This window comes from Thalassotalea sp. PLHSN55 (assembly GCF_052030545.1).
Classification (GTDB): Bacteria; Pseudomonadota; Gammaproteobacteria; order Enterobacterales; family Alteromonadaceae; genus CANMXU01.
In genome coordinates, this window is record NZ_JBPDIH010000003.1 from 206,518 (window position 1) to 231,670 (window position 25,153).

Here is a 25,153-nt window from a genome sequence, read left to right on the forward strand (position 1 = left end):
TAATTAGAATAACCTTGGTCTATTCATTAAGATTTTTTCGAATCTCTCATAAGGTTGTCGCGATCCTTCTTGATGTTCTCTTCTGCTTCGTCGATCATTTTTTCAACCACCGCAAGTGCCGCTGAATTATCAATGCCCTTTTCAACAGCATCAATCATTTCCTTGTTGCGAGCCTTAACTAAGCGAGCGACTGTATTCAAATCATCTTGCAGCATGATCTCTGCAGTTAAATTAGGATCCGCCTTCACTTGTGCGAGCACTGTTGTTTGAGCAACTAACGTGATTTCTTTATTACCCCATGCATTCTTAGCTTTTACCACGCCAGAGTTTACCGCGTTATATACCGCAAAGTTTTTATCGCCAACACTGAACTGACTGAATGTGACCGTTAGTTTAGTACTAGTGGTCGAGCTCGACGCCGCGAGTGCCAAGCCCGATTTAATCAAGCCGCCAATAGAGCCAACAAGGTCCAAAACTGCCTTAGGGTCATCTCCGTCAGTTGCTGCAACTTCCATTGCATTTTTTGCGGTATCAACGACACCGTCGATAACTTGATCTAAGGCTGATAGGCTGTACTCCTCAGAGAATTTAGTATAAGAATCGTTATTCTCAAACATAATCTCTGGTTTTTGAGTATCACGCGCCAGAATGATACCGTTAGTGTGGCCATCGATATAATCAAACGCCACTTGCTCAGAATTATCAAGCGTCGCTCTTACGCGGTCTATTTCTGCTTGAAGTGCTTTTTCTGCATCAGCTTTATCTTGGATTGCTTTACGCAAACTAGGTCCGTGTCCCATTTCTATTCTCCTCAATTATTTGTTTATAATTCTCAGTGGTTATGCAACTTTAACGGCAATAACCAACTGCATTTATTGTGAATTTAAAGTCACGCCATCAATCTACCGATAAAAAAATAAACTTACATTACAGTGGATTACAGTAAAAACCTGCTAAGAATAAAGATAAAAAATTACCAGGAACGAAAAATACGACACCTCAAATAGCTGCCGTTTTTCGCAATGGCTACCAGTTGATTAAGCGGTTTTAATTACGGCAAGAGATGCACGTAAAGAGCCCAAATTACCGCCACTTACGGTAAAGTTATTAGGCGGAAACGAGGTGCGCTCTTTCGCCATTTCTGCAGCCACTTCATTCAAATTGCCGCCACAAATGGGGTCGAGTACTTGCACTCGTTGATTTGCACTATCAAAAGTAACTTGAGAAGGAGCCGTTAGATAACAGAAAGTGCTGGTGACCGCATTAGCCCAAAGTACTGATCTGTCGTCGGAATGTTGCCCTACTGGCAACGCCTTGATCACTATATCTTTGTAATCACGATCGACATATTTAGCAACACGCATGGCGTAACCTGCTAGAGGTATAATGTTGTGCTGTGCATCACAGGTTACAAGTTCGACAGTTTTAAGGCTTGGATTTTGTTTTTTCCAGTTTTGAATGAGCACGCCGAATTCGACATCTAACATATCAGAAAACTTGGTAGCACCGCCGTGTCCCCATACGGTGAGTGTCGCATCCACACAAACTACAGGTTGAATACCTTTGTTTGATCTTGCCAAACTCGCCTCTGCCATGGCTTGTTCACCATATGCCGCGGCTAAAGCCTCAGCTCGTGCTTGATGGTCTTTTCCCCATAAAATCATAATATACCCCTTATTCATATATGTGTTGATGAGCAACTATTGCTCAGAACGTTGTACATACGAAAAGCCAAAATATTCATTGATGAATACGGTAAAGTTGCCATGAATAACCCGATAACTAGTTACAAGACACTCGGTTTCATTTGCCAACAAATGGCTTAGCACTAGGCTAAGAATAATAGGGAAGGTGAAGCTAAAACAATTACGATTGATTACAACCAACATTAAATAAGAAGAGCAAGAAGGGGTCGGTGACACGCTAAATAAATATTAATGAAACTGACAATAAGATTCAGCTATAAAACAATGTCACCGACCCCTTTAGTAATAATGAATAACCCGATAACTAGTTACAAGACACTCGGTTTCATTTGCCAACAAATGGCTTAGCACTAAGCTGAGAATAATAGGGAAGGTGAAGCTAAAACAATTACGGTTGATTACAACCGACGTTAAATAAGAAGAGCAAGAAGGGGTCGGTGACACGCTAAATTAATATTAATGAAACTGACAATAAGATTCAGCTATAAAACAATGTCACCGACCCCTTTAGTCATTTATATGGTCGCTTTATGAATCATTTTGTTGAAGGTGCCAAATAGTTTTGAGTAAAAAGTTTTGAACGACCCCAGCGACAACCGCTATCACAGGAATATAGATCGTAAATAAACTAATTAAAGATATAAACAAGCCCATTAAAACTTTCTCGGTGATCATATCTTGACTATGAGACCAACCCGCCACATGACCATCAGAAAACATGCAAAATGCCGTATAAAAATATAACGAGCTTAATAATACACTTACAATATTTAAGTAATTTGGCGAAGTTAGAATTCTTTGCGTAAGGCTATAGCCCCAAATTAAGTATATGCACAGTAAAATTTTATCAGAATGAAATTGAGCTAAGTCACTTGCTAGACCTTGTTGACTACCTGCACTTGCGGCGCTCAAAAAAATAACAATCGTTATTATGTGGCAAATCGCCCAACCTGAATATTTACTCACAACCTTCCTTAGTGTGTTTGTACTTATTAAATCCTAGTACTTCTATTTTATAGCAAGTAAGGGTTGGTGACACGCTAAATTAATATTAATGAAACAGACAATAAGACTCAGCTATAAAACAACCGCCCCTTCTTAATTTTTTGAATTTTAACAAGTTATACAAAATATAACTCTTCTGACTGCCAGTTATAAGCGCTTGGTTTAGATGACGTCTTTAAAATTTCGCAATATTTTTTTAAAGAGCTTAACAACATCTTAAATTCTTCATTTTGATTTTGTAATTCGTCAGCGTTTGCAACACTTTCTTGTGTTAGTGATAACGTATAATCAGCCTGTTTACTAATTAATGTAACGCTAAGCTGGGCAATTAACGTATTTAACCATGTATAAAATCTATCTTTTCCGCTGAAAAGTTCACTGCTGATGATTTTCAGGCGCATTTCGTAATAACTTGCATCCATAGCTTTTTGTCGTTCATCTTGCATGACCCAATCAAAACAACGTGTTAAATTAATGATCTCTTTGGTGGCTAGCTCTATTTGCTTAACAAAACCTTTATCTATTTCGGGAACAGCCTCAAAACCAAACGGTAATTCACTTAATGCATATCCATTGACATTATTTTCAATCGAATAAGAGATGCGCTGGTCATTAATAGCCCTGTTCACTTTACTATTAAGAAAGTCTATTTCCTCTAGATACGAACGTTGAGTAAACAAGTTTTGTTCTAAGACAACAGCATCTTTATGGATCTCTTTAGTTTCAGTTATTTGATTATTCATCCTTTTTAATTCTTGTAATTGAAAAGAGATAGAATAAACCAACAAGAGTACCGTTAAAAAGCCCAAAATAGGATTTAATAAACCGCCAAGATAATCCCCAAAAGCCCCAAAATCTGCATTACTGCCTAAACCAGAAATGCCAAAATAATGATGAACAAAATAAAACCCTACAATTATGACTATCGCAACGGGTAAATAAATTTTTCGAGTATTCAGTATAAAGGTTCTAAATTTTTCTTCGTATTCTATCGCTTCTTTATTGTTATCCATGGTTTTCAAAGCTCCATTTAGTGACGTAAATTGGTGTGTAGATACGACAAAAAACGCACTACGTTATCTATATTTACACACAACAAGCACAAAAAGGAGTACTAGGGGGCGGTGACACGTTAAATTAATACTAATAAAACCGACAATTAGCGTCAGTCATAAAACAATGCCACCGACCCCATCTTCTTTTATTTAAGTCAATAAAAAAGCCTGAATATTACTATTCAGGCTTTGATTTAATAAGAGATTAAGCTTATTTAGGCGCAGAATAAATTGTTTAGTTCAAGGCGCTTTATAGTGACGTTTAGTGTTTCTTAAACGAACTATAAAGCAACGAAGAAATAGGCAATTTAATCAAGCATAATTTACATCATGCCGCCCATACCGCCCATACCACCCATGCCGCCCATATCAGGCATTGGCGCAGCTGGTGCATCTTTAACTGGTGCGTCGGTGATCATCGCTTCTGTGGTTAACATTAAGCCCGCAACTGAAGCAGCAAATTGTAGTGCTGAACGCGTTACTTTTGTTGGGTCTAAAATACCCATCGCTAGCATGTCGCCATAAGTTGAGTTACCTGCATTGTAACCGAAGTTACCTTCGCCGTTACGTACTTCGTTAAGAACAACTGACGCTTCGTCGCCACAGTTAGTGACGATTTGACGAAGTGGTGCTTCCATTGCGCGAATCGCTACGTTAATACCGTGAGTTTGGTCTTCGTTAGAACCTTCAAGGTCTTTAATTGCTTCAGCAACACGAACTAGTGCAGTACCACCGCCAGCAACAACGCCTTCTTCAACGGCAGCGCGTGTCGCGTGCAGGGCATCTTCAACACGTGCTTTTTTCTCTTTCATTTCAACTTCAGTGGCTGCACCAATTTTAATGACCGCAACACCGCCAGCAAGTTTGGCTAAACGCTCTTGCAGTTTTTCTTTATCGTAGTCAGAAGACGTTTCTTCGATTTGACCGCGAATTTGCGCAACGCGTGCTTGAATGTCAGCTTCTTCGCCAATACCATCAATGATAGTGGTATTGTCTTTAGAGATAACAACACGTTTAGCTTGACCTAAGTCTTCTAAAGTCGCTTTTTCTAATTCCATGCCAATTTCTTCAGAAATTACGGTACCTGCAGTAAGTGTTGCGATATCTTGTAGCATCGCTTTACGACGGTCACCAAAACCAGGTGCTTTAACTGCAGCAACTTTCACGATGCCGCGCATGTTGTTTACCACTAAGGTTGCTAGGGCTTCGCCTTCAACATCTTCAGCAATAATTAATAGTGGCTTACCCGCTTTTGCAACGCCTTCTAAAGTGGTAAGTAATTCACGGATGTTTGAGATTTTTTTATCAACTAATAAAATGAATGGGTTTTCTAATTCAACCGCACCACTTTCTTGATTGTTGATAAAATATGGCGATAAGTAACCACGGTCGAATTGCATACCTTCAACAACGTCTAATTCGTCAGTTAACGCTTGACCTTCTTCAACCGTAATTACACCTTCTGTACCAACACGATCCATTGCTGTTGCAATGATTTTACCAACAGTGTCGTCAGAGTTTGCTGAAATAGTACCAACTTGCTCAATCGCTTTGTTGTCGGCACATGCTGTTGAAAGTGTTTTTAATTCTTCAACTGCTGCGATAACAGCTTTATCAATACCGCGCTTAAGGTCCATTGGGTTCATACCCGCAGCGATAGATTTTAAACCTTCATTAACAATAGCTTGCGCTAAAACAGTTGCAGTAGTTGTACCGTCACCTGCTTCGTCATTGGCTTTAGAAGCAACTTCTTTCACCATTTGTGCGCCCATATTTTCGAACTTGTCATCTAATTCGATTTCTTTAGCAACAGAAACACCATCTTTGGTGATTGTTGGACCACCAAATGATTTGTCTAATACTACGTTGCGGCCTTTAGGACCTAAGGTTACTTTTACCGCGTCAGCTAGAATGTTTACGCCGTTAAGCATTTTTGCACGTGCGTCGTTGCCAAATAATACGTCTTTTGCAGCCATGTTATTTTTCCTTAATTTTTTATGTATCATCGCTTACTTAAAGCAATGAGTTCGAATGTATTATCTTAAGCAAAGCTTACATTATGCTTTTTCGCTTAAGAGTAAAGCAGAAGCACGGAGCTTACGTTAGTAAGTGAGTACTTCTAATGCCACTATTAAGATGAAATAGCGACGTGAAATTTTGCGACTATTCTACGATGGCCAAAATGTCTGACTCAGACAAAATTAACACTTCTTCGCCGTCAAGCTTTTCAGTTTTTGCGCCGTAGCCTTCACTAAAAATGACTTGGTCGCCTACTTTTACGTCTAATGCACGTACTTCACCGCTTTCTAAAATACGGCCGTTACCAACAGCAATCACTTCACCACGAGTTGATTTTTCAGCAGCGCTGCCCGTTAAAACAATACCGCCAGCAGATTTAGTTTCTACTTCTTTACGTTTGATGATTACGCGATCGTGTAATGGACGAATGCTCATTTATTTCTCTCCTGAGATGTTTTACAAATGGGTTTACAAGGTTTTCAATCAAAGGCAATAACGGTTGCTTTACTGCCTCGATAATTATTTATTGATTCAAAGATGGGGTCTATTTAAGACTTCACAAGCCCCAATGTATTTTTTTTACTCTTTTCGCTCATATTCACCATCAATTGTTTGTCCTTGATGACGTTCCGGTTCAATTTTGTCGTTAAACGGCGAGTGCTGTTGAGCTTGTTCGTTACTCGAATGTTGGTAAAAGTGGGCGCCTTGAGCCCCAAATTGAGATTGATTTACCACCATGTGCTTTTGCACCATGCTCACGATAGCAGCACGTACTTTAGGCACTAATAACGACAAACCAAAAAAGTCGGTAACAAAGCCTGGGGTTACCAGTAAGACGCCTGCCACTAATAACATTAAACCGGCGACAATTTCATCAGAAGGCGCTTGCCCTTGTGCCAGTTTAGTTTGCACTGAGTTCATGGTTGCCAAGCCCTGTTGACGAACATTTTTAGCACCGAGCCATGCGGTTAACACAACGATAAAGATTGTTGGCCATACACCTAACCAAGCACCAACATTCATTAAAACAGCAATTTCAATAATGGGAATAATGACAAAAAGTACAAATAATACTCGAAACATAAGTTCACCTAAAAAAATTCAATGAAACTAATATTGGGTTAAACAGGTCTTTTTCAAGGAGCGACGAGGTTACCCGCTTGGCAAATGGTTTACTCAAGCATTTGCTATAGCGTAAACTTAGTCATTTACTGAGTAATATCAACACGAAAACATGATATGTTGATATTCGTTAAGTTTTTTCGACAACGGATAAGTTATGTTTCAAATTGTGTTGTGTACTTGCCCAAACTCAGACGTGGCTAATGTGATCGCTCAGACACTGGTTCAAGAAAAGTTAGCTGCTTGTGTCAATATCATACCTAAAATAACATCGGTATATTATTGGCAAGATAAAGTAGTGTGTGATGATGAAATTCAGCTTTTGATAAAAACAACAAACGAAAAGTTTGCCTTGTTAGCCGAGCGAATTAAGTCATTACATACCTATGACGTACCAGAGATTATTGCCGTGAACATCCAGCAAGGCGATAAGCAGTATTTAAACTGGATAACAGAGTCTATAAAGTAGAAATAATGAAACGTTTTTTAAATATATTAAGTGTTGTTTTTGTACTGTTGAGCTTTTTTCCGATAGCGAGTCAGGCGCAAACGTCGCTTTTTGATAGTTCTTCATCATCTTTATTTAGCAACGACGATGAGTTTTTAACAGTAGAGCAAGCATTTGAGTTTGAATTTTATCAACAGGAAAATGTGGTTACCGTTAGCTTTGATATTGAAGAAGGCTATTACCTTTACCGCCATCAATTTAAATTCAGCGCAGAAAATGCTGACTTTACACCTGTTGAACTGCCTATCGGTGAAGATCATCACGATGAATTTTTTGGTACACAACAAGTCTTTCGAGACAGCTTAACGTTTAACGTTAATATTGAAAAAGCAGACCGCAATGCTTCGCTAACCATTAAATATCAGGGGTGTGCTGACAAAGGCTTATGTTATCCGCCAAAACGCATCAATATTCCGCTTGATATGGTCGACCCAGCAAGTGCACAACAAGCAGTATTAACGGCACTTAGTGATAGCGAACAAGCAGAAGCTGCTAGCACAGCGGCATCACAAAGCTCAGCGCCACAAAGTGAGCAACATCGTTTAGCGCAAAGCTTGCAAAACGACAGTTTACTTTGGGTATTAATTGCCTTTTTCTTCGGCGGTTTATTGTTATCGTTTACCCCGTGCGTATTTCCAATGTACCCAATTCTAACTGGCATTATTGTCGGCCAAGGTGACAAACTTACCAATAAAAATGCTTTTATGCTGTCGTTTGCTTATGTGCAAGGTATGGCAATTACTTATACGTTATTAGGTGTTGTAGTGGCGCTTGCTGGCGCTCAATTTCAAGCGATGTTTCAGCATCCTGCGGTATTAATAGCGTTAAGCATACTGTTTATCTTTTTAGCACTTTCTATGTTTGGTGTTTTTAACTTGGCACTGCCTGCTAGCTGGCAAAACAAGCTCAATAACATCAGTAACAAGCAACAAGGTGGCTCACTTGCCGGTGTTGTTGTCATGGGTGCTATTTCAGGTTTAGTTGCTTCACCTTGTACTACGGCACCATTAACAGGCGCTCTGTTATATATTTCTCAAACGGGTGATATTGTTATTGGCGCATCTGCCTTGTATGCCTTAAGTTTGGGTATGGGCTTACCTTTATTAGTATTAGGTAGTTCAGGCGGTAAATTGTTACCTAAAGCCGGCGCTTGGATGAATATCATCAAGAATGTGTTTGGTTTGTTATTACTCGCCGTGCCAGTATTTTTATTAGAGCGTTTTCTTTCAGAGCAAATTAGCCAAATTTTATGGGCGATACTGATATTGGCAAGTGCTAGCTATTTCTATGTTGCTAATCAAAACAGTAATAAAAATTTCTGGTTTGGTGTGCGTAGTTTAGTTATTTTCTTAGCACTGTTTGTTGGCGCAAATCTGCTTTATCAAACCGTATTTCCATCTCAAAATACCGCACCTCAAGCAACTACTGAACACGGCTTTGTACATGTCAGTAACCTTGCAGAATTAGAAGCAGAGATAAGTGCTGCCAACAGCCAAGGTAAAACGGTGATGGTTGACTTATACGCAGATTGGTGTATCGCATGTAAGGAGTTTGAAAAATACACCTTCCCAAAACCGGAAGTACAAACGGCCTTAAAAAACAGCGTATTGATTCAAGTGGATATGACCGATTTTAATTCACCTGAAAATAACGAACTGTCTGAGACATACCAAGTATTAGGCCTACCATCGATTTTATTTTTTGACTTATCAGGCGATGAACTAAGCAAGCAACGTGTGACGGGTTTTATGGACGCACCGCAATTTTCACAACATGTGCAAGCAACCTTTAACTAAGCCATTTTATTTAAACTAAAAAGCCCGCCAAGTGGATACTTGGCGGGCTTTTTTAATCTTCATTACGACTTGTCGCTTTTTTACTTTCAGCTTGCTACTTGTAGCTTTCGACTTACGACTTGTAGCTTTCAACTTTCCACTTGTAGCTTTCAACTTTCGACTTGTCGCTTGTCGCTGCGCGCTTACTGCGCTTTAGTTTTCCAATATCCACCAGTGAGTTTAGTATCAATAAACTCAAGTAGCTCCACTTCAGGTACCGGTTTTGAAAAATAATAGCCTTGAATGGTATCACAACCGTTTTCGGTTAAACTGCGCAATTGGGCGCTACTTTCCACCCCTTCAGCAATCACTTGTAAGCCAAGGTTTTTCACCATAGCGATAGTCGACATAATAATTTGATAATCGGCATAGTTTTCTAACATACCAAAGACAAAGCTCTTATCGATTTTAATCACATCAACCGGCATTTTTTTAATATAAGCTAACGATGAATAGCCGGTACCGAAGTCGTCAATGGCGAAACTAAAACCAAGCTCTCTTAGGTTTTCCATCATTTCAATCGCGCGATCAATATCTTTAACTAAGGTTTGCTCGGTAAGCTCTAGCTCAAAAGATTCTGCTGATACCTCGAATTCTGTTAGCAGGCTTTGTAGATAATGCGGTAAGTTATTATCGATAAACTGCCCTGCAGATAAATTAATCGCAATACGAATATCGGTAAGACCTTTTTTTCGCATTTCAATGAGTAGTTCAAAACAGCGACGAATGACCCAATACCCTAGATCGATCATGTGTTCTGAATTTTCTAAAATAGGAATGAAGTCATCTGGTGACACCATACCACGCTCTGGATGTTGCCAGCGCAGTAAAGCTTCAAAGCCACTGAGTTTATTATTTTTAGCGCAAATTTGTGGTTGTAAACTCAAGCTAAATTGATTTTTAGCCAATGCCTGACGCACTTCGCCTTCAAGCATTACCCGTTGTGCTACCCGTTGATACATATCATTGTGGTAGACATGGTATTGCGCTCCGCCACCGTCTTTTGCCTCATACATGGCGATATCTGCATGACTGATCAACTCTTCTGCTTTGACTAACTCCGCTTCCGAGTAGGCAATACCAATACTGGTTGATACATAGAAAATACTTGAGCCAAGTTTGATTGGTTCTTTAAACTGCGCCAAAATATTATCGGCAATTTCTTGTGCTTGTTTTAAACCGTCAACTTGCCCTAATATCACGACAAATTCATCGCCGCCAAAGCGACACGCAATATCAACATTACGAATACTTAACCGCACGCGGTTGGCCGCTTCAATCAGGAGTTTGTCGCCTTCACTGTGCCCATGACTATCATTAACTTTTTTAAAGTCGTCTAAGTCTAGGAACAACACAGTCACATTCTGATTATATTTTGATAAATTAACTATCGCCTTACGCAATTGATAATTAAGCATATTGCGATTAGGTAAGCCGGTAAGCAAATCATACATCGCAATGTTTTCAAGCTCTTTGGTTTTTTGCTCTACTTCCAAGTTCAGCTGTTCAAGTTCATAACTGAGCTCTAGCGAGGCATCTGTTAAAATATCAAGCTCGTCAGTAACTAAGCCTGTTTTTTTCATTTCAACTTGTCTGAATTTATCGAACTCTTTGCGAGCAAGCAAAGGGAGAACATTAGACAGTAATAACAACCTGCGGGTAAATGGGCTAGAAACGAAATACACTAAAATGGCAAGCGTGACGAAAATAAGTAAGGAAGATAATAAGAACTGGCGGCGATATTCACTAAACTGCACGTTAAATGCGGTAACATCGTCGATAATTGCCATATAAAAGTTGCGTTCAGAATTAATTGCTAACGGCAGCAGATTTACGAGGTAATTACCACTTTGAATATCGAGCTGTAAACCTTTTGCGAGCACTTCTTCCACATAAGTTTGATTGGCTTGATCGACAAAAAGTGATTTAACTAATTGAGTATTAGAAGCAGATACAAACTGAGCACGATTAAAGGTTCGTTTACTCTTGTTGGCATAACTCACTATGGCAATATCGCTTTTAACCGATTGATTAATTGCGTAGATCATATCCACTAATGACACTGTCATCGCCACCACCACCATGTCACCACGTTTATTTAGCAGTGGCACAGTAATTAATTGCTCACATAAGAATTGACAAAATAATTGGTATTGCGGCTCTTGTGCTTGAAATGTCGCTTTTACAGTATTTGCCGCATAATCGGGAATATTTATTGAAGAAAAGAGTAAGTTTTCTTTTTGATCAACGAGCCAAACATTTTCGACATTTTGATTAAGTTGCAGTGCATCAAATTGCTGCTCAAGCTCTTTAGCCAACATCGTAAAGTCGGTTTGCTCTTTAATGCGAACAACATCAGAAAATGACTCAATCCAGGTGCGGATTTGGTCACGTAAATTAGCGCTTTGTATATTAAACTGAATTTCACCTTGCTGCTTGTTCTCTGCTTGATAGTACTCAAATTCTTGATTCAAGCGCGTTAACGACATAATAGAGAAGCCAGTGCTTAAGATCAGCAGCGCCCCCACAACTAGCAGCAATAATTTGGTAGGAACGCTAATAAATACTTTTTTCATCGCCTAGAACCAATACATTAATTGCACAGCAAATAAATTCCAATTTTTATTGCTGTTTATCATTGCATTAGGTGAAACAACAGGGGTCAATCGTGCAGTTCCTTCCACCCAGTGATATTCCATTTGTACTCTTAATGAGTCGGCAATATCGTAATGCGCACCTAAAACAATATCATGCTGAAAGCCAAAATAACTCGGTACTAAACCGCCACTTTCCGCTTCAAGTTGACTACCATCTTTATCATCTTTGTCCGCATAAAATCGCTCAACTCTCGCCATTAACGAAAGTCGGTCATTGTATTTATAACGTGATTGGAAATAGATCCCTTGGCCCACTTTTTCAATCTGGTCAACACCAAGAAATTCATAAAGCGCGTCAGGGTAAAAACCTTCAGTTGTAAAAGTTTGCTGTAGCGCTTCTGCGGTAAATTCCCAATTTTCGCCTTCATAAACAACATACCCTGTATATTGTTTAAAAGAGAACACACCGTCGTAGAACTCAACACTAGGCGTTGCTGGCAAAAGAGTGTCGTTTTGCTCTTCACGGGTAAAGCTAAATTCAGAGTCTAAAAACGAAACACCAAAACGCCAAGGAGAATATGCAGGCTGCCAAAACACACTAGTTTGAAAGTCTGACTCTTGATTCATATCGCCGTCAACATCATCACCTAGCAGTAATTTTCCTGCATCTGTAGATACTTTTGTTTTACCTGAGCTGACGTTAAAGTCTATATCACCCCAATCTTCAAAATTGTAACTTACCTTCAATGCCGCGCCATCGCCGCCCATGGCAATATCTCGAAAGCCATCAAAATATAAACCTTGCGGCAGTATAATACTGGGACGAGCATGAGGAATATCTCGAGTACTAGAATGTAACCAATGGTTATTTTTAAAGCGGCCTAAATACAAATTCACTAGCCAGTTTTCATCGTTATATACCGACCAATCAATCAGGGCATAATCTAAACGCAACCCTTGTTCATAACGATTACCGCCATTTAAATATACGGCTTGTCCAGCAAGACGAATTGAATCAAATAACTGATAAGAACCATTGACACCAACTTCCGTTAACTCAGCAGACAAATCACCGTCATCGTTAACAAAGTCGCTACCACTAACATCGATTAAGCCTTGTGCAAGAAAACCGTGAATTTGCCAGTCTTGACTTTCACTTTGATTAGCTTGCGCGTTTAAGGCGACAAGCGAGAGTGCAATAATCTTTATTGCCTTAGTCACCATTGAGAATTCCCTGAATTGTCTAGTCATTAACTTTAATAACAACAACATTGTCTACCCCTTCCTTATTCTCAACGTAGCCAATAGCACCTGGCACTGAAGCAATTTTTTTCAATAACTCTTGTTCAGAATTAACCAGTATTGGTCTCAAGCCTAAGCCTGAGAATGTTAATTTGTTCCAAATACGGTCTAATTGATATGGAAAAAGGCGTAAAACGTCTTTACTAAATCGTTGATGAACTGGATGTTGGCTTGGCAAAACAAATACCGCAATGGCAGTTCCGTCAGACCAACGAACTTGACGCATCGAATAAATTCGACGCAATTGACTTGTCGATAGTGATGTTGTTTCAACCGTTGGGTTGACGATCACTTCAACGCTATAACTTACCGAGCTAAAAAAGATAGCTAGTGTAATGAAAAGCCCATAAAGAATATGTTTGATATAAATATCCCTATTATTTCTACAACTTGTACTACCTTGTCACACAACATAGTTGCTGTTATATCACGACGCAGACAAAAAAACTTGGCAATTGATTATAAATCATATAATTATCAAGTAAAGTTATCTACCCTCAGTTTAGTTGAGCGAGGATAATTAGCAACAATATACCCCTGAAAACACCTCCTGAGAGATTAGACCAGTATTTTGCTGCTAAATTCTTCGAAAACACTATAATAATCGCAAAACTTCATAAATACGTTTCAGTTACTATTTTTTTGTTTAACCGAAGCAAAGTTTATGTAAAGATGTGCTTAATTGAATTTTAAAGGTGTTTTTGCAGACAATGACCGCCAAGTTTAAAGTTTTAGTACTAAACGGCCCTAATTTAAATATGTTGGGCAAACGCGAACCAGAAATATACGGTGCTCAATCACTCGCTGATGTTATTGAAACATTAACCCAGCAAGCTGACTCACTAGATATTGAACTAAGTCATTTGCAGTCAAATGCAGAACATGAACTGATCGATCACATTCATGCTGGATTTAACCATATTGATTTTATCATTATCAATCCAGCGGCATTTACACACACCAGTGTAGCACTTCGTGATGCGTTATTGTCGGTTTCTATTCCGTTTATTGAAGTTCACTTGTCAAATGTACACGCACGAGAAGCATTTCGTCATCATTCATACTTATCTGATGTAGCCCAAGGGGTTATATGCGGATTAGGCACACAAGGTTATGAATTTGCATTAACGTCTGCACATTCATGGCTTAGTAAGAAAACTAAATAATAAGTCACAAATTATCGGCTTTTATTACATAAAAAATAAAAGCTTAAATTAAACAAATAGTAAAGGTGTTTAAATGGACATTCGTAAAATCAAAAAACTAATCGAGCTAGTTGAAGAGTCTGGCATTAATGAATTAGAAATTTCTGAAGGTGAAGAATCAGTACGCATTAGTCGTGGTGGTTCTGTAGTTGCAGCAGCTCCTGTTGTTCAAGCTGCACCTGTTGCGGCTCCAGTAGCAGCTCCAGCACCGGCAGCGGCGGCTCCTGCTGCAGCGGCGGCTCCTGCACTTTCTGGCCACATTGTTCGTTCTCCTATGGTTGGTACTTTCTACGCATCATCTTCACCAGATGCACCTGCTTTTGTTGAAGTAGGCCAGCACGTAAATGCAGGCGATACACTTTGTATTCTTGAAGCGATGAAAATGATGAACCAAATCGAAGCTGACAAGTCTGGTGTTATCAAAGAAATTCTTGCACAAAATGAAGATGCTATCGAGTTCGACCAACCGCTATTCATCATTGAATAAGCCCAACCTAAAAGGGTCATTCCATGTTAGATAAAGTTGTTATCGCCAACCGTGGCGAAATTGCATTGCGAATTTTGCGTGCTTGTAAAGAGTTAGGTATTAAAACGGTTGCTGTTCATTCAACAGCCGACAGAAACCTAAAGCACGTATTATTAGCTGACGAAACCATTTGTATTGGTAAAGCCTCTGCACTAGACAGTTACTTAAATGCGCCAGCAATTATTACTGCGGCCGAAGTAACTAATGCCGTTGCTATTCACCCAGGCTATGGATTTTTAGCTGAGAATGCCGATTTTGCAGAGCAAGTAGAGAAGTCTGGCTTTGCTTTTATTGGTCCAAAAGCGGAAAGCATTCGTATTATGGGCGATAAAGTTGCTGCTATTCAAGCAATGAAAGCAGCCGGTGTTCCTTGTGTTCCGGGTTCTGATGGTCCATTAACGGACGATGAAGAATTGAACAAAGCGCACGCCAAACGTATCGGTTACCCAGTAATCGTTAAAGCTGCTGGCGGCGGCGGTGGTCGTGGTATGCGTGTTGTTCGCTCTGAAGAAGAGTTGGTTGATGCTATCGCATTAACGAAACAAGAAGCAGGTACTATTTTCAAAAATGACATGGTTTACATGGAAAAATTCCTTGAAAATCCACGTCATGTTGAAATTCAAATTATTGCTGACGGCCAAGGTGGTGCAATTCACTTAGGCGAGCGTGACTGTTCAATGCAACGTCGTCATCAAAAAGTTGTTGAAGAAGCACCAGCACCAGGTATTACACCTGAAATGCGTGCCAAAATTGGTGAGCGTTGTTGTAATGCATGTATCGAGATTAACTATCGCGGTGCAGGTACGTTTGAATTCTTATATGAAAACGGTGAATTCTACTTCATTGAAATGAATACGCGTATTCAAGTTGAGCATCCGGTTACTGAGATGATCACTGGCGTAGACTTAATTAAAGAGCAACTACGCGTTGCTGCTGGTCAGCCGTTATCATACTCGCAAGATGATATTAAAATTGCTGGTCATTCAATTGAGTGTCGTATTAATGCTGAAGATCCACGTACTTTTATCCCTTCACCGGGTAAAATTACCCGTTTCCACCCACCAGGTGGCTTAGGTGTTCGTTGGGATTCTCACATTTATGCTGATTACTCTGTACCACCACATTATGACTCTATGATCGGCAAACTGATCACTTGGGGTGATAACCGTGATGTCGCAATTGCGCGTATGCGTAATGCATTAAGCGAATTGGTAATTGATGGCATTAAAACTAACATAGCCTTACACCAAGACATTTTAAATGATCAAGGTTTTGTTAGTGGCGGCGCAAACATTCATTACTTAGAAAGTAAGCTTGCTGAAAACGAATAATTTCAGCATTACTGATCAAAAAAGCCAGCGACTATCGCTGGCTTTTTTATGACGACTTAAATGCTTTATTTAGAAAATACAGTGCTTGGCAAAATCTTTTGCTTCTTCAGCAGTCCACGCTGATTTGTCTTTTTCTTTTAGATCAGCACACCACTGTTCACTGCCGACTTTAGGCGAACATGCCGTTAATGCAAAAAGCATGAATAATGCTGCAGATATTTTTTTCATGAGATGTTGTTATCCTTTTTCTTTTAATTATTTTTAAATGCGACCAATATGCTAGCGATTGATTAATTATTGTTTAGTCACCAACCATAGCGCATGGATGACTCCGGGGATAAAAAATATCAACGACAACAAAATATTAATAAACAAATCTTTACCTACACCGTTATGAAAAAATACCGCAACTGGCGGTAAAAATATAGCAAGTATAATCAATACAAGTTTACTCATAATAATGACTCCTAATTATTGGTTTTCTAGCCTAAAACAAATTCACTTAGCATACGGTTGAAACTTACAATATCAAAACTACCGCTAATTTCAAAAGTTACTCGACCAACCGCGCTTATATATAACTGTATCTCGCAATCCAGATCTAACGAGCCTGACGTTTCTATTGAGAAGGTTTGAATTTTGCTAAATGGTATGGAGGTATAGTCTACCTTTGAGCCAGTGATCCCCTGTACATTGGCCGCAATAACACGTTTATTAGTAAAAACAACCTGATCACGAATGGTTTTAAAGGTGGCAAATATTTCTTCACCTTCAATTAAAAAATGGTGGAAGTCTTCTCTCGCTTTTTCGTTATCAATCGACTTAAGCTTAAAAATTGAAGAACTATCAAAATCTATCATCTAAACCCCTTAATATAACTGAACAAATACAGTACAAGCATAGTATAAAAATGCAGAGGATCATCAGAAAAATTCAAAAGAATTGTTTCAATTAAATTCAGCAGCGGTTTGATGCAAAAATAGCTTAATTTGCTCAAGCATATCAAAATAGTATGGATTATAGGTTAACCGTTTTACTAGTGGGTATTGGCTTAAGTTTTCTGCTGATTTTTCGCCTGCGACAATGTCATGCTGACTTTTGCACGCTTGATATTGGTTAATCTCAGCCAAGTAGTGTTCACAATTTCTATAGCTACCATTTTGTCCATAGTGCCCGTTTGTCGGCGAATTGGTCAATGCTAAATGCGCGACATCAATGACTTGATTGCAAACATGTTGCTCCCCTTTGTTACAGAGAGGAAAGTGTAAATTTATGCTGTTAGCCAGTGTTTGTTTAGCAACAGCCCTATCGCCGTAATGTATATAGCGATCTGCCGAGGTTTTCGGAGACCTAGCCGGTTGATGCCATTGATTAGCAAAGTGCAATGTCGCTTGGCTATTAATGGTTTGGTCGACTTCAGTTGCAACAATAAACAGTGGAATGTTATGACGAAAGTTGTTTAAATCGCTCTCTCGTACACTTGTCATTAACTGCTCTACTTGCGCGGCGGCGTTAACAGGAAACGACTCATACTTGGCAAAATCAATATCTGCACTTTCGTCAAACCAAGTTAAAAATGGCACTTTGGCTAAATAAGGCGCTAGCCATGCTTGTTCACTTTTAGCCGCTATTGCCGGTCCCCACATAAAAAGACCAGCAATATTGCTAAGCTCACTCTTCTGGTTCAGCAAATAATCAAAAATAAGCGCACCGCCCGCTGAATAGCCACCAAGATACACTTGTTCAAAATCTGCCGATGTTTTTTCTATGGCAAATTTAACCGCTTGTTGCCAATGACTCAGCTTAGTATCAACTAAATTGCTCGCAGTGCCGCCGTGACCGGGTAATAACAAGGTACGCACATTAAAGCCTTGTTGATAATAAAAAGCACTTAAGTCATGAAAAACAAACGGCGAGTCCGTTAAACCGTGGATCAGTAAAATCGCTTTTTGATTATTTGTTTGCAATAACTCAAACGGTGAGATTAGATCGGCAACAGTAAAAGTAGGCTCACTACTTTGATTATTTAAATAAGATGCTATCGGGCTGTTGATCGGACAAGGTCTCGATGCTTGCACATTGGTTGCTGCAATTAACGCTCGGCCATATTGCAAATATTGAGCATAACTTTTACTTTCGTCAAAGGAAAATGTCGGTGTGGCTTTATTGGTATCGCTAAAACGAAAAAGCCCATCATTTATTGATTGTTCAATTAATTGACTATTGCTGTTTACCTCAACACAATTATCGCGCCATTGCTGACCATAACTAGTAAATGCAATAGCACATAAAAAAATCAATAAACATTTAACGACAGGCAAAGTGAAGGCTCATTAAGGAGAATAGAATTGCCTCTAAAGTAACGACTTTTAGCTCAGCCTTCAATCATTGTTATTGTGGTCGGCTCACTTTGAGTTCATCACAAGTCATGGTAAACGTGGCATTATTTTCATAACCATTACTACTTTCTTGCAAATCTACTTCAAGGTTATAACACTCTTCAACCGACTCGTTGTTGATGTATTTGATATTACCATTGCTGATCGTCCAGCGATCAATGCCTTCTGAATTACTATAAAGTTCAGAATACAGCACAGCTCTTGGTTCTGGGGTTGCGAGTTGATTATCGATATATCCCAGTAAACTTTTGCCTTCAACATCTGCCGCTATTTGGTCTTTAACCCCGGCTATTTCTGCCACTGTGGTAAAGATATCTTGAATTAGCACCTGCTCATTAATCACCGCACTATCAATACCTACGGTTTGTGTTGCAGAGATGATCAGCGGCACCTGAATACCGCCTTGATAAACAGTGCCTTTGCCGTGTTCTTCAATAAAAGGTGTGCCGGCTTGTTCAATAATGGCCTGTTTAGGAGTGCCATTATCGCCAACAAAAATAATCAGCGTATTTTCTAAGATTTGTGTTGGAATGGCTGCAATTAGCTCACCGATATAAGTATCAAGTGCTTCGACGGTTGCTCGGTAACAATCACTGATATCGTCGGTATTATTATTACCGTTACATGCATCGCCTTGTACGCCTGATAAAGTGATCGAGTTGAACGTTGACTCTGGTGGCACATGAAACGGTGAATGAGGGGCATTAAAGGCTAGCTGAACAAACCAAGGGTTAGCTGTTTGCTGATTTATCCAAGCAGCAGCTTCTTGCGTAACAACCGCTGAGGCATAACCGGTTTCGGAGGTAGCGGTTGGCACACCACCCTGGCTTGTTATTTGAGTTTTTTGCCAATTAAAGTAGTTGTCGATATTAGACAAGCTACCTGAATAATAATCAAAGCCCTGATCTGTTGGGTAAACGCCTGCTTGGTTACCTAAATGCCATTTGCCAAACAGTGCCGATTGATAGCCTGCAGGTGCAATTAGTTCGGCGATAGTTTGCTCTTGCGCAGACAAGGTACCTACATTACCACCAGGATGCGTTACATTATGATTAAATGCATATTTCCCGGTTAGTAAACTTGCTCTAGATGGTGAACACATTGGGTTCGCCCAAGCATTGTTAAACCTAACACCTGACTCGGCCAACTGGTCAATAATCGGTGTATTGGCGCTAAAATCGGGTTGTAGATCATAGCTACTAATATTATCAAGACCAAGATCATCGGCAATAATTAGCAACACATTAAGACTTGCATTAGTGGCAATTTTGTCTTCATCCGCAGCAGTAATATTGCGTACACATCGTACGGAATTGGTTAGCCTTAAAATATCCCCTTGCGGCCCTTTATAGTAAAACTGACCGTTATTTGAAGTTGCCGATTGGGCACCCGATTCATTGGCAATGTTTATCTTGTCATTACTGCGCTGAGCGCCAGCGCCATGAACATCTAGCAAGGTATCTTGCATATAACCTAATGCGCGGCCAAATGCGATATAGACACCATTGCTGCCATCATCATTGTTATCGATATGGGTTGTTGAGCTCCAATAATAGCGCCAATCAAGCTGGCCGTTTTCATTCGTCAGCGAGCTACTTTGAAATAATTCATCTATTGCGGCTGAATTATTGGTATCAGGTGATTTATTGTAATCAACAAGACTATGTAGTTCTTTGGCGTTAGGTAGGCGCCAATCGCTATAATTAGCGGTTGAAGAGGCTTGGCATACACTTACTGCATCATCCCAGTTAGTAGAAAGTAAATCTTGCTGTTGCCACATTAACCCCGTTGCTACGTCTGAAACGGTTGCATCATTATTGGCAACAAACTGATTGGCGCCATAGTTTGTATTACCTGCGACGCAGCGCACATAAAACTTTTTACGTTCAGTGGGGTAACCTTTAATACGGCCGTCGACAAAGTTTACGCCAAAGGTGGTTACGTCATTATTCATCGTGGTGCTTACGTATTGTGTGCTCGACGCATATTGACCATCAATTATGCGATCCCCCGCGTTAATACCTTGCTCAGTATTAATATCACCAAAAGCCCAATCAAAAACCGAATCAATAAAAGGTGTTAGTGTACTCGTATCTGTTCCGCTGTAATTACTGGCATCTTTACCGGAAAAGTCAATCAGCGAATACGACTCTTTAATGCTAGGGAGGCGCCAATCATCTCGCCCGCCGTAAGATAAATCATCACAATATTGCGCAGCATCAACGGCTAATAATTTATCCGCATAGTTAAGCTGGCCATCATTATCAATATCGCTGCTTTGTTGCCAAACAAGTCCGGTAATATTATCGATAACAATCAAGCCATCATTAGATAATGAATAACTTGGATTATTTCCCTGATGATCTGCATCTACACCTTCACCTGAGCATACTTGCTCTGCACCCGTTACCGACGAAAAACACCGTGTTTGATTAGTATCGACAATGGCATAGTTTTTTGCGCTATTACTGCTAACAATAACAATGTCTAATTCACTACTCTCGGTGCCATCATCAACCACCAAACCAACGACATATTCACCATCAACATCAATGGTAAAACTGGTGATCATTTCATTATTGCTAGAGAGCTGTGCATTACTGGTATTTGGCTTATTTTGAAATGTCCATTGATAGGTTAGTGGCTCATTGTCTAGGTCGCTACTATTGCTGCCATCTAGCACGATAAGGTCACCAATACTCGCTTGCTGATCACCCCCTGCTTGCGCTACCGGCACAGCATTCGTACTTTGTGGAGGCTGACTATTTTCATCGCTATTATTGTCATTATTAGAGCTTTCATTGCCACCACCACAGGCGACAATCAATATCAGAGACAAAAACAATAGATATTTTTTTGTTTGATTAAGAAACAATTTAATGAACACTAGTAAGTGCATAATAATGACCAGTAACAAAACATAACCTTAGTATTACAAACACATTGTAAAGATACTGCCGAGCAACTGTAAAAACTATGTAAAGGTTTATAGCGCGCATTTAACCGGCTGAAATAAAAATAAGTTTGCTGTGTTTTATCAAAAAATTTCACGTAAACTAAGCCAACTTTTCAAAGAACACACATAGCGATTACAATTTCATGACTCAGTATTTAAAGCGACCAGAGAACTTGCTGCTAGCTATGGCATTTATTATGCCATTGGTTTTTTCGATCTGGATGGTACTGCTTAATAACTTTGTTATCGAAAAGGCAGCCTTTACCGGTACAGAAATAGGCATATTACAAAGTCTACGTGAAATCCCTGGGTTCTTAGCATTTACCACTGTCTATTTACTACTATTTATCAGTGAACAACGCCTCGCTATTTTGGCACTTGCCGTGACATGTATCGGTGTTGCAATGACGGGCTTATTTCCAAGTACCACGGGTTTATATTTAACCACAATATTGATGTCAGTTGGTTTTCATTATTTTGAAACGGTCAATCAGTCTTTAACACTACAATGGGTTAATAAAGATAAAACGGCGCACTTTCTTGGCAAAATGTTATCGGTGAAATCTGTGGGCTCTTTACTCGCTTTTTCGAGTGTCTGGTTGTTAATGGAGCAACTTAGTTGGAGTTACCAGAGCACTTACTTATTTTTTGGTATTGTTGCGCTCATATTCACCATCGCTTTGGCTTGTTTATTTCCCTATTTCCCACCCAAAGTTGAACAACATAAAAAGCTTATTTTAAGAAAGAAATATTGGCTATTTTATGCGTTAACTTTTTTCAGTGGTGCTAGAAGACAAATATTTGTCGTTTTTGCCGGCTTTTTAATGGTAGAAAAATTTGGCTACAGTGTTGCAGAAATTAGTGCACTATTTACTGTTAATTATATTTTTAATTGGTTGTTTGCTGCAAAAATAGGCAAGCTTATTGGCAAAATTGGAGAACGAAAAACTCTGGTATTTGAATATGTCGGTTTGTTCATTTTGTTTATTAGCTACGGGCTAGTTGAAAACAGCCAGCTTGCCGCAGCCCTCTACATTATCGACCACTTATTTTTTGCGCTCGCGATTGCAATTAAAACCTATTTTCAAAAAATTGCTCAGCCAGAAGATATTGCCGCAAGTGCAGGGGTTAGCTTTTCGATAAACCATATAGCAGCCGTAGTGATACCGGCACTATTAGGTATGGTGTGGATTGTAAATTCGTCGTGGGTATTTTATGTTGGCGCAGGCTTTGCCTTTTGCTCTTTGATTTTATCAATGCTGATCCCTTGTAATCCAATGCAAGGGATCGAGTTAAGACAAAAAGAAAAATTGCTATTAGCAGCTAAGGCTTAATCGAGTTAACCGTTAGCGTTGTGACTATGCAAATACTCTAAAAACTCGTCCATTGGCATAGGTTTAGCGTAGTAAAAACCTTGAACCTCATGGCAACCTTGAGTTTTTAGATGCTGCTCTTGTTCAATTTCTTCAATACCTTCAGCAATAACGGTTAAGCCCATTTGCTTGCCTAAATTGATTATGGTATCTGCAATAATCGACAAGCCTGGCTTGGCGATATCAGTAACAAACGCTCGGTCTACTTTTAAGCGATCAAGTGGTAGTTTTTGCAAGTAACTTAAAGATGAGAAGCCCGTACCAAAATCGTCTAATGCAATACTCAAACCTTTAGCTTTGAGCTTTTCTAAAGCATCAATAATAACTTGAGGTTCATCCATCAATACATTTTCAGTGATCTCTAATTCTAACTTACTTGATTCAACGTCGTGTTTATCGATTGCGGTAATAATATTATCGACAAAGTCATCTTGTCTAAATTGTGGAATGGATACATTGACAGAGATGCCGACATCGTCGAAGCCTTTGGCTTCTAAATGTTTAATCTGCTGACAAGCTTGATTAATAACCCAATCTCCTATATCAATAATCAGACCAGAGTATTCCGCTAATGGAATGAAAACCGCTGGAGAAATAAATTTACCGTCGGTTCTGCGCCATCTAAGCAAGGCTTCAGCGCCAATAACCTTACCTGTTTCGAGCATTAATTGTGGTTGATACCAAAGCTCTAGTCTATTCTCAGCAAAATCAGTTCTTAACTGTCTGATCATACCTAAGCGCCAAAGAGTTTTATCTTCCATCTCTTGTTTGTAATAACCATAAGAGGTAGTGCGCTCTTTTTTCGCTAAATTCAATGCAATATTAATTTGGCTTAGTGCTTTTACACCGCGGCTGCCTGCATGCTCTTGCTTACAAAAACCTACACAAGCATTGGCAGGTAAATGTTGCTCGCCGGCGATAAACGGATGATGAAATAAGGCTAAAATGCTTTCAGGGCTAACGTAACGTGCAGGTCCAATAATGCCAAATACATCAGCGCCAACACGTGCCAAAGCACACTCACCAGGCATTTCTTTTAAACGTGTCGCAACCGCAATTAATAACTGATTGCCAACCTCTTGTCCTAAACCGTCGTTAATATCACTAAAGTGGTTTATATCAATTAGCGCTGCAACCATATCGGTATTGTCGCTTTGACAAAAATCGTCAAGTAAACTTAAGAACTGCAAACGGTTAGGTAAACCCGTTAATAAATCTTTGTATGCGGCGTTACTGAGTTTTTGGAATAAATGGACATTTTCATAACCTATAGAAATATTACTTAAAAACACTTCAATAAGTTGGCGATCTAATTCAGGAATAGGTTCATTAAGTTGCAAATAAATCGCGGCGCGGTAGCCACCACTGCTTATATACAAAGCGGCACATTCATCAGAAAAATAATGTTGCTTTTGAATAAAGCAATTGTTGACAACACGAGATGCCTGATCATTTTTTAAAGTATCTAACTTTTGATTAACCAATAAAGCAGACGCGCCTTGTTGACCTAAAATGTAGTAACTCAAGTCATCGGCTTTAGCGACGATACCATGGCCGCGCGCGCAAAATAGACTTAACTCACTATGACTTAATGAATGAAGCTGAGTAAGTACGCCCTGCACGTAATCTTGCACTGAATGAAATTCAAGCAATTCCGCAGAGGCCAAAATAACTTTTTCAAGCCCTTTACGGTTGTTACTCACGATGTTGATTTGTTGGTATGAACGAATTGCGGCATACACAGTCGTGACGAGTTTTCGACGAGTTAGCTCAGTTTTAGTTTTATAGTCATTAATATCATAATCTTTTATGACACTTTCTTCTGGAGCGTAACCCGGTTGGCCAGTTCTAAGAACGATTCTAATATCTTCACGGTCAAGCTCTTTACGAATATGTTTAACAACATTTAAACCCGCATCGTCAGTTTCCATGACCACATCAAGTAGCACCAGAACAATATCAGGATTATCGTGAACGATTTTACAAGCTTCTTCTCCTGAATAGGCGTGAAGATACTCTAAAGGACTACCTAAAACAATTAGATCAGATAAGGCAAGTTTAGTGACGGAATGTATTTCAGGATCATCATCAACAATCAATACTTTCCAAGCATCACCGCTTATCTCTTCATGACTTTCATTACCATCGCTGTCATCGATAAATAAAAAATCATCATTCGTATTTTCTGAAGCCTGCATATAGCCCTCAAATAAC

Annotated in this window: 22 protein-coding genes; 6 read left to right on the forward strand and 16 right to left on the reverse strand. The window is 39.4% G+C overall.

The window, feature by feature from the left end; all coding sequences use genetic code 11:
* Window positions 1-26 precede the first annotated feature (26 nt).
* From ACRRSQ_RS06770 to ACRRSQ_RS06800, 7 genes are all read right to left on the reverse strand, one after another.
* A complete protein-coding gene (locus ACRRSQ_RS06770) occupies window positions 27-800 on the reverse strand; it encodes a hypothetical protein (protein WP_440874951.1) in 774 nt (257 codons plus the stop codon).
* A 237-nt stretch (window positions 801-1,037) separates the two neighbouring features.
* Window positions 1,038-1,664 carry a hypothetical protein gene (locus ACRRSQ_RS06775; protein ID WP_440874952.1) on the reverse strand — a complete coding sequence of 209 codons (627 nt, stop codon included), beginning with the start codon at window positions 1,662-1,664 and terminating at the stop codon, window positions 1,038-1,040.
* A 570-nt stretch (window positions 1,665-2,234) separates the two neighbouring features.
* On the reverse strand, window positions 2,235-2,672 hold the full coding sequence (locus ACRRSQ_RS06780; RefSeq protein ID WP_440874953.1) for a hypothetical protein: 438 nt from the start codon (window positions 2,670-2,672) through the stop codon (window positions 2,235-2,237).
* Between the two features lie 155 nt (window positions 2,673-2,827).
* Complete coding sequence (locus ACRRSQ_RS06785; protein WP_440874954.1) at window positions 2,828-3,724, reverse strand: hypothetical protein; 897 nt, start codon at window positions 3,722-3,724, stop codon at window positions 2,828-2,830.
* Between the two features lie 365 nt (window positions 3,725-4,089).
* Window positions 4,090-5,742, reverse strand: a complete 1,653-nt coding sequence (gene groL / locus ACRRSQ_RS06790) for a chaperonin GroEL (protein WP_440874955.1) — start codon at window positions 5,740-5,742, stop codon at window positions 4,090-4,092.
* A gap of 187 nt (window positions 5,743-5,929) precedes the next feature.
* The gene (locus ACRRSQ_RS06795; protein WP_440874956.1) at window positions 5,930-6,220 is read right to left on the reverse strand and encodes a co-chaperone GroES; all 291 of its coding nucleotides are present in this window, start codon (window positions 6,218-6,220) and stop codon (window positions 5,930-5,932) included.
* A gap of 144 nt (window positions 6,221-6,364) precedes the next feature.
* The gene (locus tag ACRRSQ_RS06800) at window positions 6,365-6,868 is read right to left on the reverse strand and encodes an FxsA family protein (protein ID WP_440874957.1); all 504 of its coding nucleotides are present in this window, start codon (window positions 6,866-6,868) and stop codon (window positions 6,365-6,367) included.
* Between the two features lie 196 nt (window positions 6,869-7,064).
* Between ACRRSQ_RS06800 and cutA the strand changes: the two genes are divergently transcribed.
* Both cutA and ACRRSQ_RS06810 read left to right on the forward strand, forming a co-directional pair.
* Window positions 7,065-7,376, forward strand: coding sequence for a divalent-cation tolerance protein CutA (gene cutA, locus ACRRSQ_RS06805; RefSeq protein WP_440874958.1), 312 nt, complete (start codon window positions 7,065-7,067; stop codon window positions 7,374-7,376).
* 5 nt (window positions 7,377-7,381) lie between these two features.
* Entirely contained in the window at window positions 7,382-9,211 is a 1,830-nt protein-coding gene (locus ACRRSQ_RS06810; protein WP_440874959.1) for a protein-disulfide reductase DsbD, read from the forward strand.
* Between the two features lie 182 nt (window positions 9,212-9,393).
* Here ACRRSQ_RS06810 and ACRRSQ_RS06815 read toward each other — a convergent pair whose 3' ends face one another.
* From ACRRSQ_RS06815 to ACRRSQ_RS06825, 3 genes are read right to left on the reverse strand one after another with little or no spacing between them, the layout of a single operon-like run.
* Window positions 9,394-11,826, reverse strand: coding sequence for a putative bifunctional diguanylate cyclase/phosphodiesterase (locus tag ACRRSQ_RS06815; protein WP_440874960.1), 2,433 nt, complete (start codon window positions 11,824-11,826; stop codon window positions 9,394-9,396).
* 3 nt (window positions 11,827-11,829) lie between these two features.
* Window positions 11,830-13,071: a hypothetical protein gene (locus ACRRSQ_RS06820; protein ID WP_440874961.1), complete on the reverse strand. Its 1,242-nt coding sequence runs from the start codon at window positions 13,069-13,071 to the stop codon at window positions 11,830-11,832.
* 19 nt (window positions 13,072-13,090) lie between these two features.
* The gene (locus ACRRSQ_RS06825) at window positions 13,091-13,441 is read right to left on the reverse strand and encodes a hypothetical protein (protein WP_440874962.1); all 351 of its coding nucleotides are present in this window, start codon (window positions 13,439-13,441) and stop codon (window positions 13,091-13,093) included.
* 418 nt (window positions 13,442-13,859) lie between these two features.
* On the opposite strand from ACRRSQ_RS06825, the gene aroQ reads away from it, so the two are divergent.
* The 3 genes from aroQ (at window position 13,860) to accC (ending at window position 16,211) form a co-directional block, all read left to right on the forward strand.
* Window positions 13,860-14,315, forward strand: a complete 456-nt coding sequence (gene aroQ / locus ACRRSQ_RS06830; RefSeq protein ID WP_440874963.1) for a type II 3-dehydroquinate dehydratase — start codon at window positions 13,860-13,862, stop codon at window positions 14,313-14,315.
* Window positions 14,316-14,388: 73 nt separating this feature from the next.
* Complete coding sequence (accB, locus tag ACRRSQ_RS06835; protein WP_440874964.1) at window positions 14,389-14,841, forward strand: acetyl-CoA carboxylase biotin carboxyl carrier protein; 453 nt, start codon at window positions 14,389-14,391, stop codon at window positions 14,839-14,841.
* Between the two features lie 23 nt (window positions 14,842-14,864).
* On the forward strand, window positions 14,865-16,211 hold the full coding sequence (gene accC, locus ACRRSQ_RS06840) for an acetyl-CoA carboxylase biotin carboxylase subunit (RefSeq protein WP_440874965.1): 1,347 nt from the start codon (window positions 14,865-14,867) through the stop codon (window positions 16,209-16,211).
* A 69-nt stretch (window positions 16,212-16,280) separates the two neighbouring features.
* On the opposite strand, the gene ACRRSQ_RS06845 is transcribed toward accC, so the two are convergent.
* The 5 genes from ACRRSQ_RS06845 to ACRRSQ_RS06865 all read right to left on the reverse strand — a co-directional run bounded on the left by ACRRSQ_RS06845 (window position 16,281) and on the right by ACRRSQ_RS06865 (window position 21,449).
* Complete coding sequence (locus tag ACRRSQ_RS06845; protein ID WP_440874966.1) at window positions 16,281-16,439, reverse strand: DUF3012 domain-containing protein; 159 nt, start codon at window positions 16,437-16,439, stop codon at window positions 16,281-16,283.
* A 66-nt stretch (window positions 16,440-16,505) separates the two neighbouring features.
* A complete protein-coding gene (locus ACRRSQ_RS06850) occupies window positions 16,506-16,667 on the reverse strand; it encodes a YqaE/Pmp3 family membrane protein (protein ID WP_440874967.1) in 162 nt (53 codons plus the stop codon).
* Between the two features lie 26 nt (window positions 16,668-16,693).
* Window positions 16,694-17,071, reverse strand: a complete 378-nt coding sequence (locus ACRRSQ_RS06855) for a PH domain-containing protein (protein ID WP_440874968.1) — start codon at window positions 17,069-17,071, stop codon at window positions 16,694-16,696.
* Window positions 17,072-17,158: 87 nt separating this feature from the next.
* Entirely contained in the window at window positions 17,159-18,532 is a 1,374-nt protein-coding gene (locus ACRRSQ_RS06860; RefSeq protein WP_440874969.1) for an alpha/beta hydrolase, read from the reverse strand.
* Window positions 18,533-18,602: 70 nt separating this feature from the next.
* Entirely contained in the window at window positions 18,603-21,449 is a 2,847-nt protein-coding gene (locus tag ACRRSQ_RS06865; protein ID WP_440874970.1) for a sulfatase-like hydrolase/transferase, read from the reverse strand.
* A gap of 260 nt (window positions 21,450-21,709) precedes the next feature.
* On the opposite strand from ACRRSQ_RS06865, the gene ACRRSQ_RS06870 reads away from it, so the two are divergent.
* Window positions 21,710-22,900, forward strand: coding sequence for an MFS transporter (locus tag ACRRSQ_RS06870; protein ID WP_440874971.1), 1,191 nt, complete (start codon window positions 21,710-21,712; stop codon window positions 22,898-22,900).
* A 5-nt stretch (window positions 22,901-22,905) separates the two neighbouring features.
* Here ACRRSQ_RS06870 and ACRRSQ_RS06875 read toward each other — a convergent pair whose 3' ends face one another.
* Window positions 22,906-25,137 (reverse strand): bifunctional diguanylate cyclase/phosphodiesterase, encoded by a 2,232-nt coding sequence (locus tag ACRRSQ_RS06875; protein WP_440874972.1) that lies wholly within the window; start codon window positions 25,135-25,137, stop codon window positions 22,906-22,908.
* Window positions 25,138-25,153: the final 16 nt, after the last annotated feature.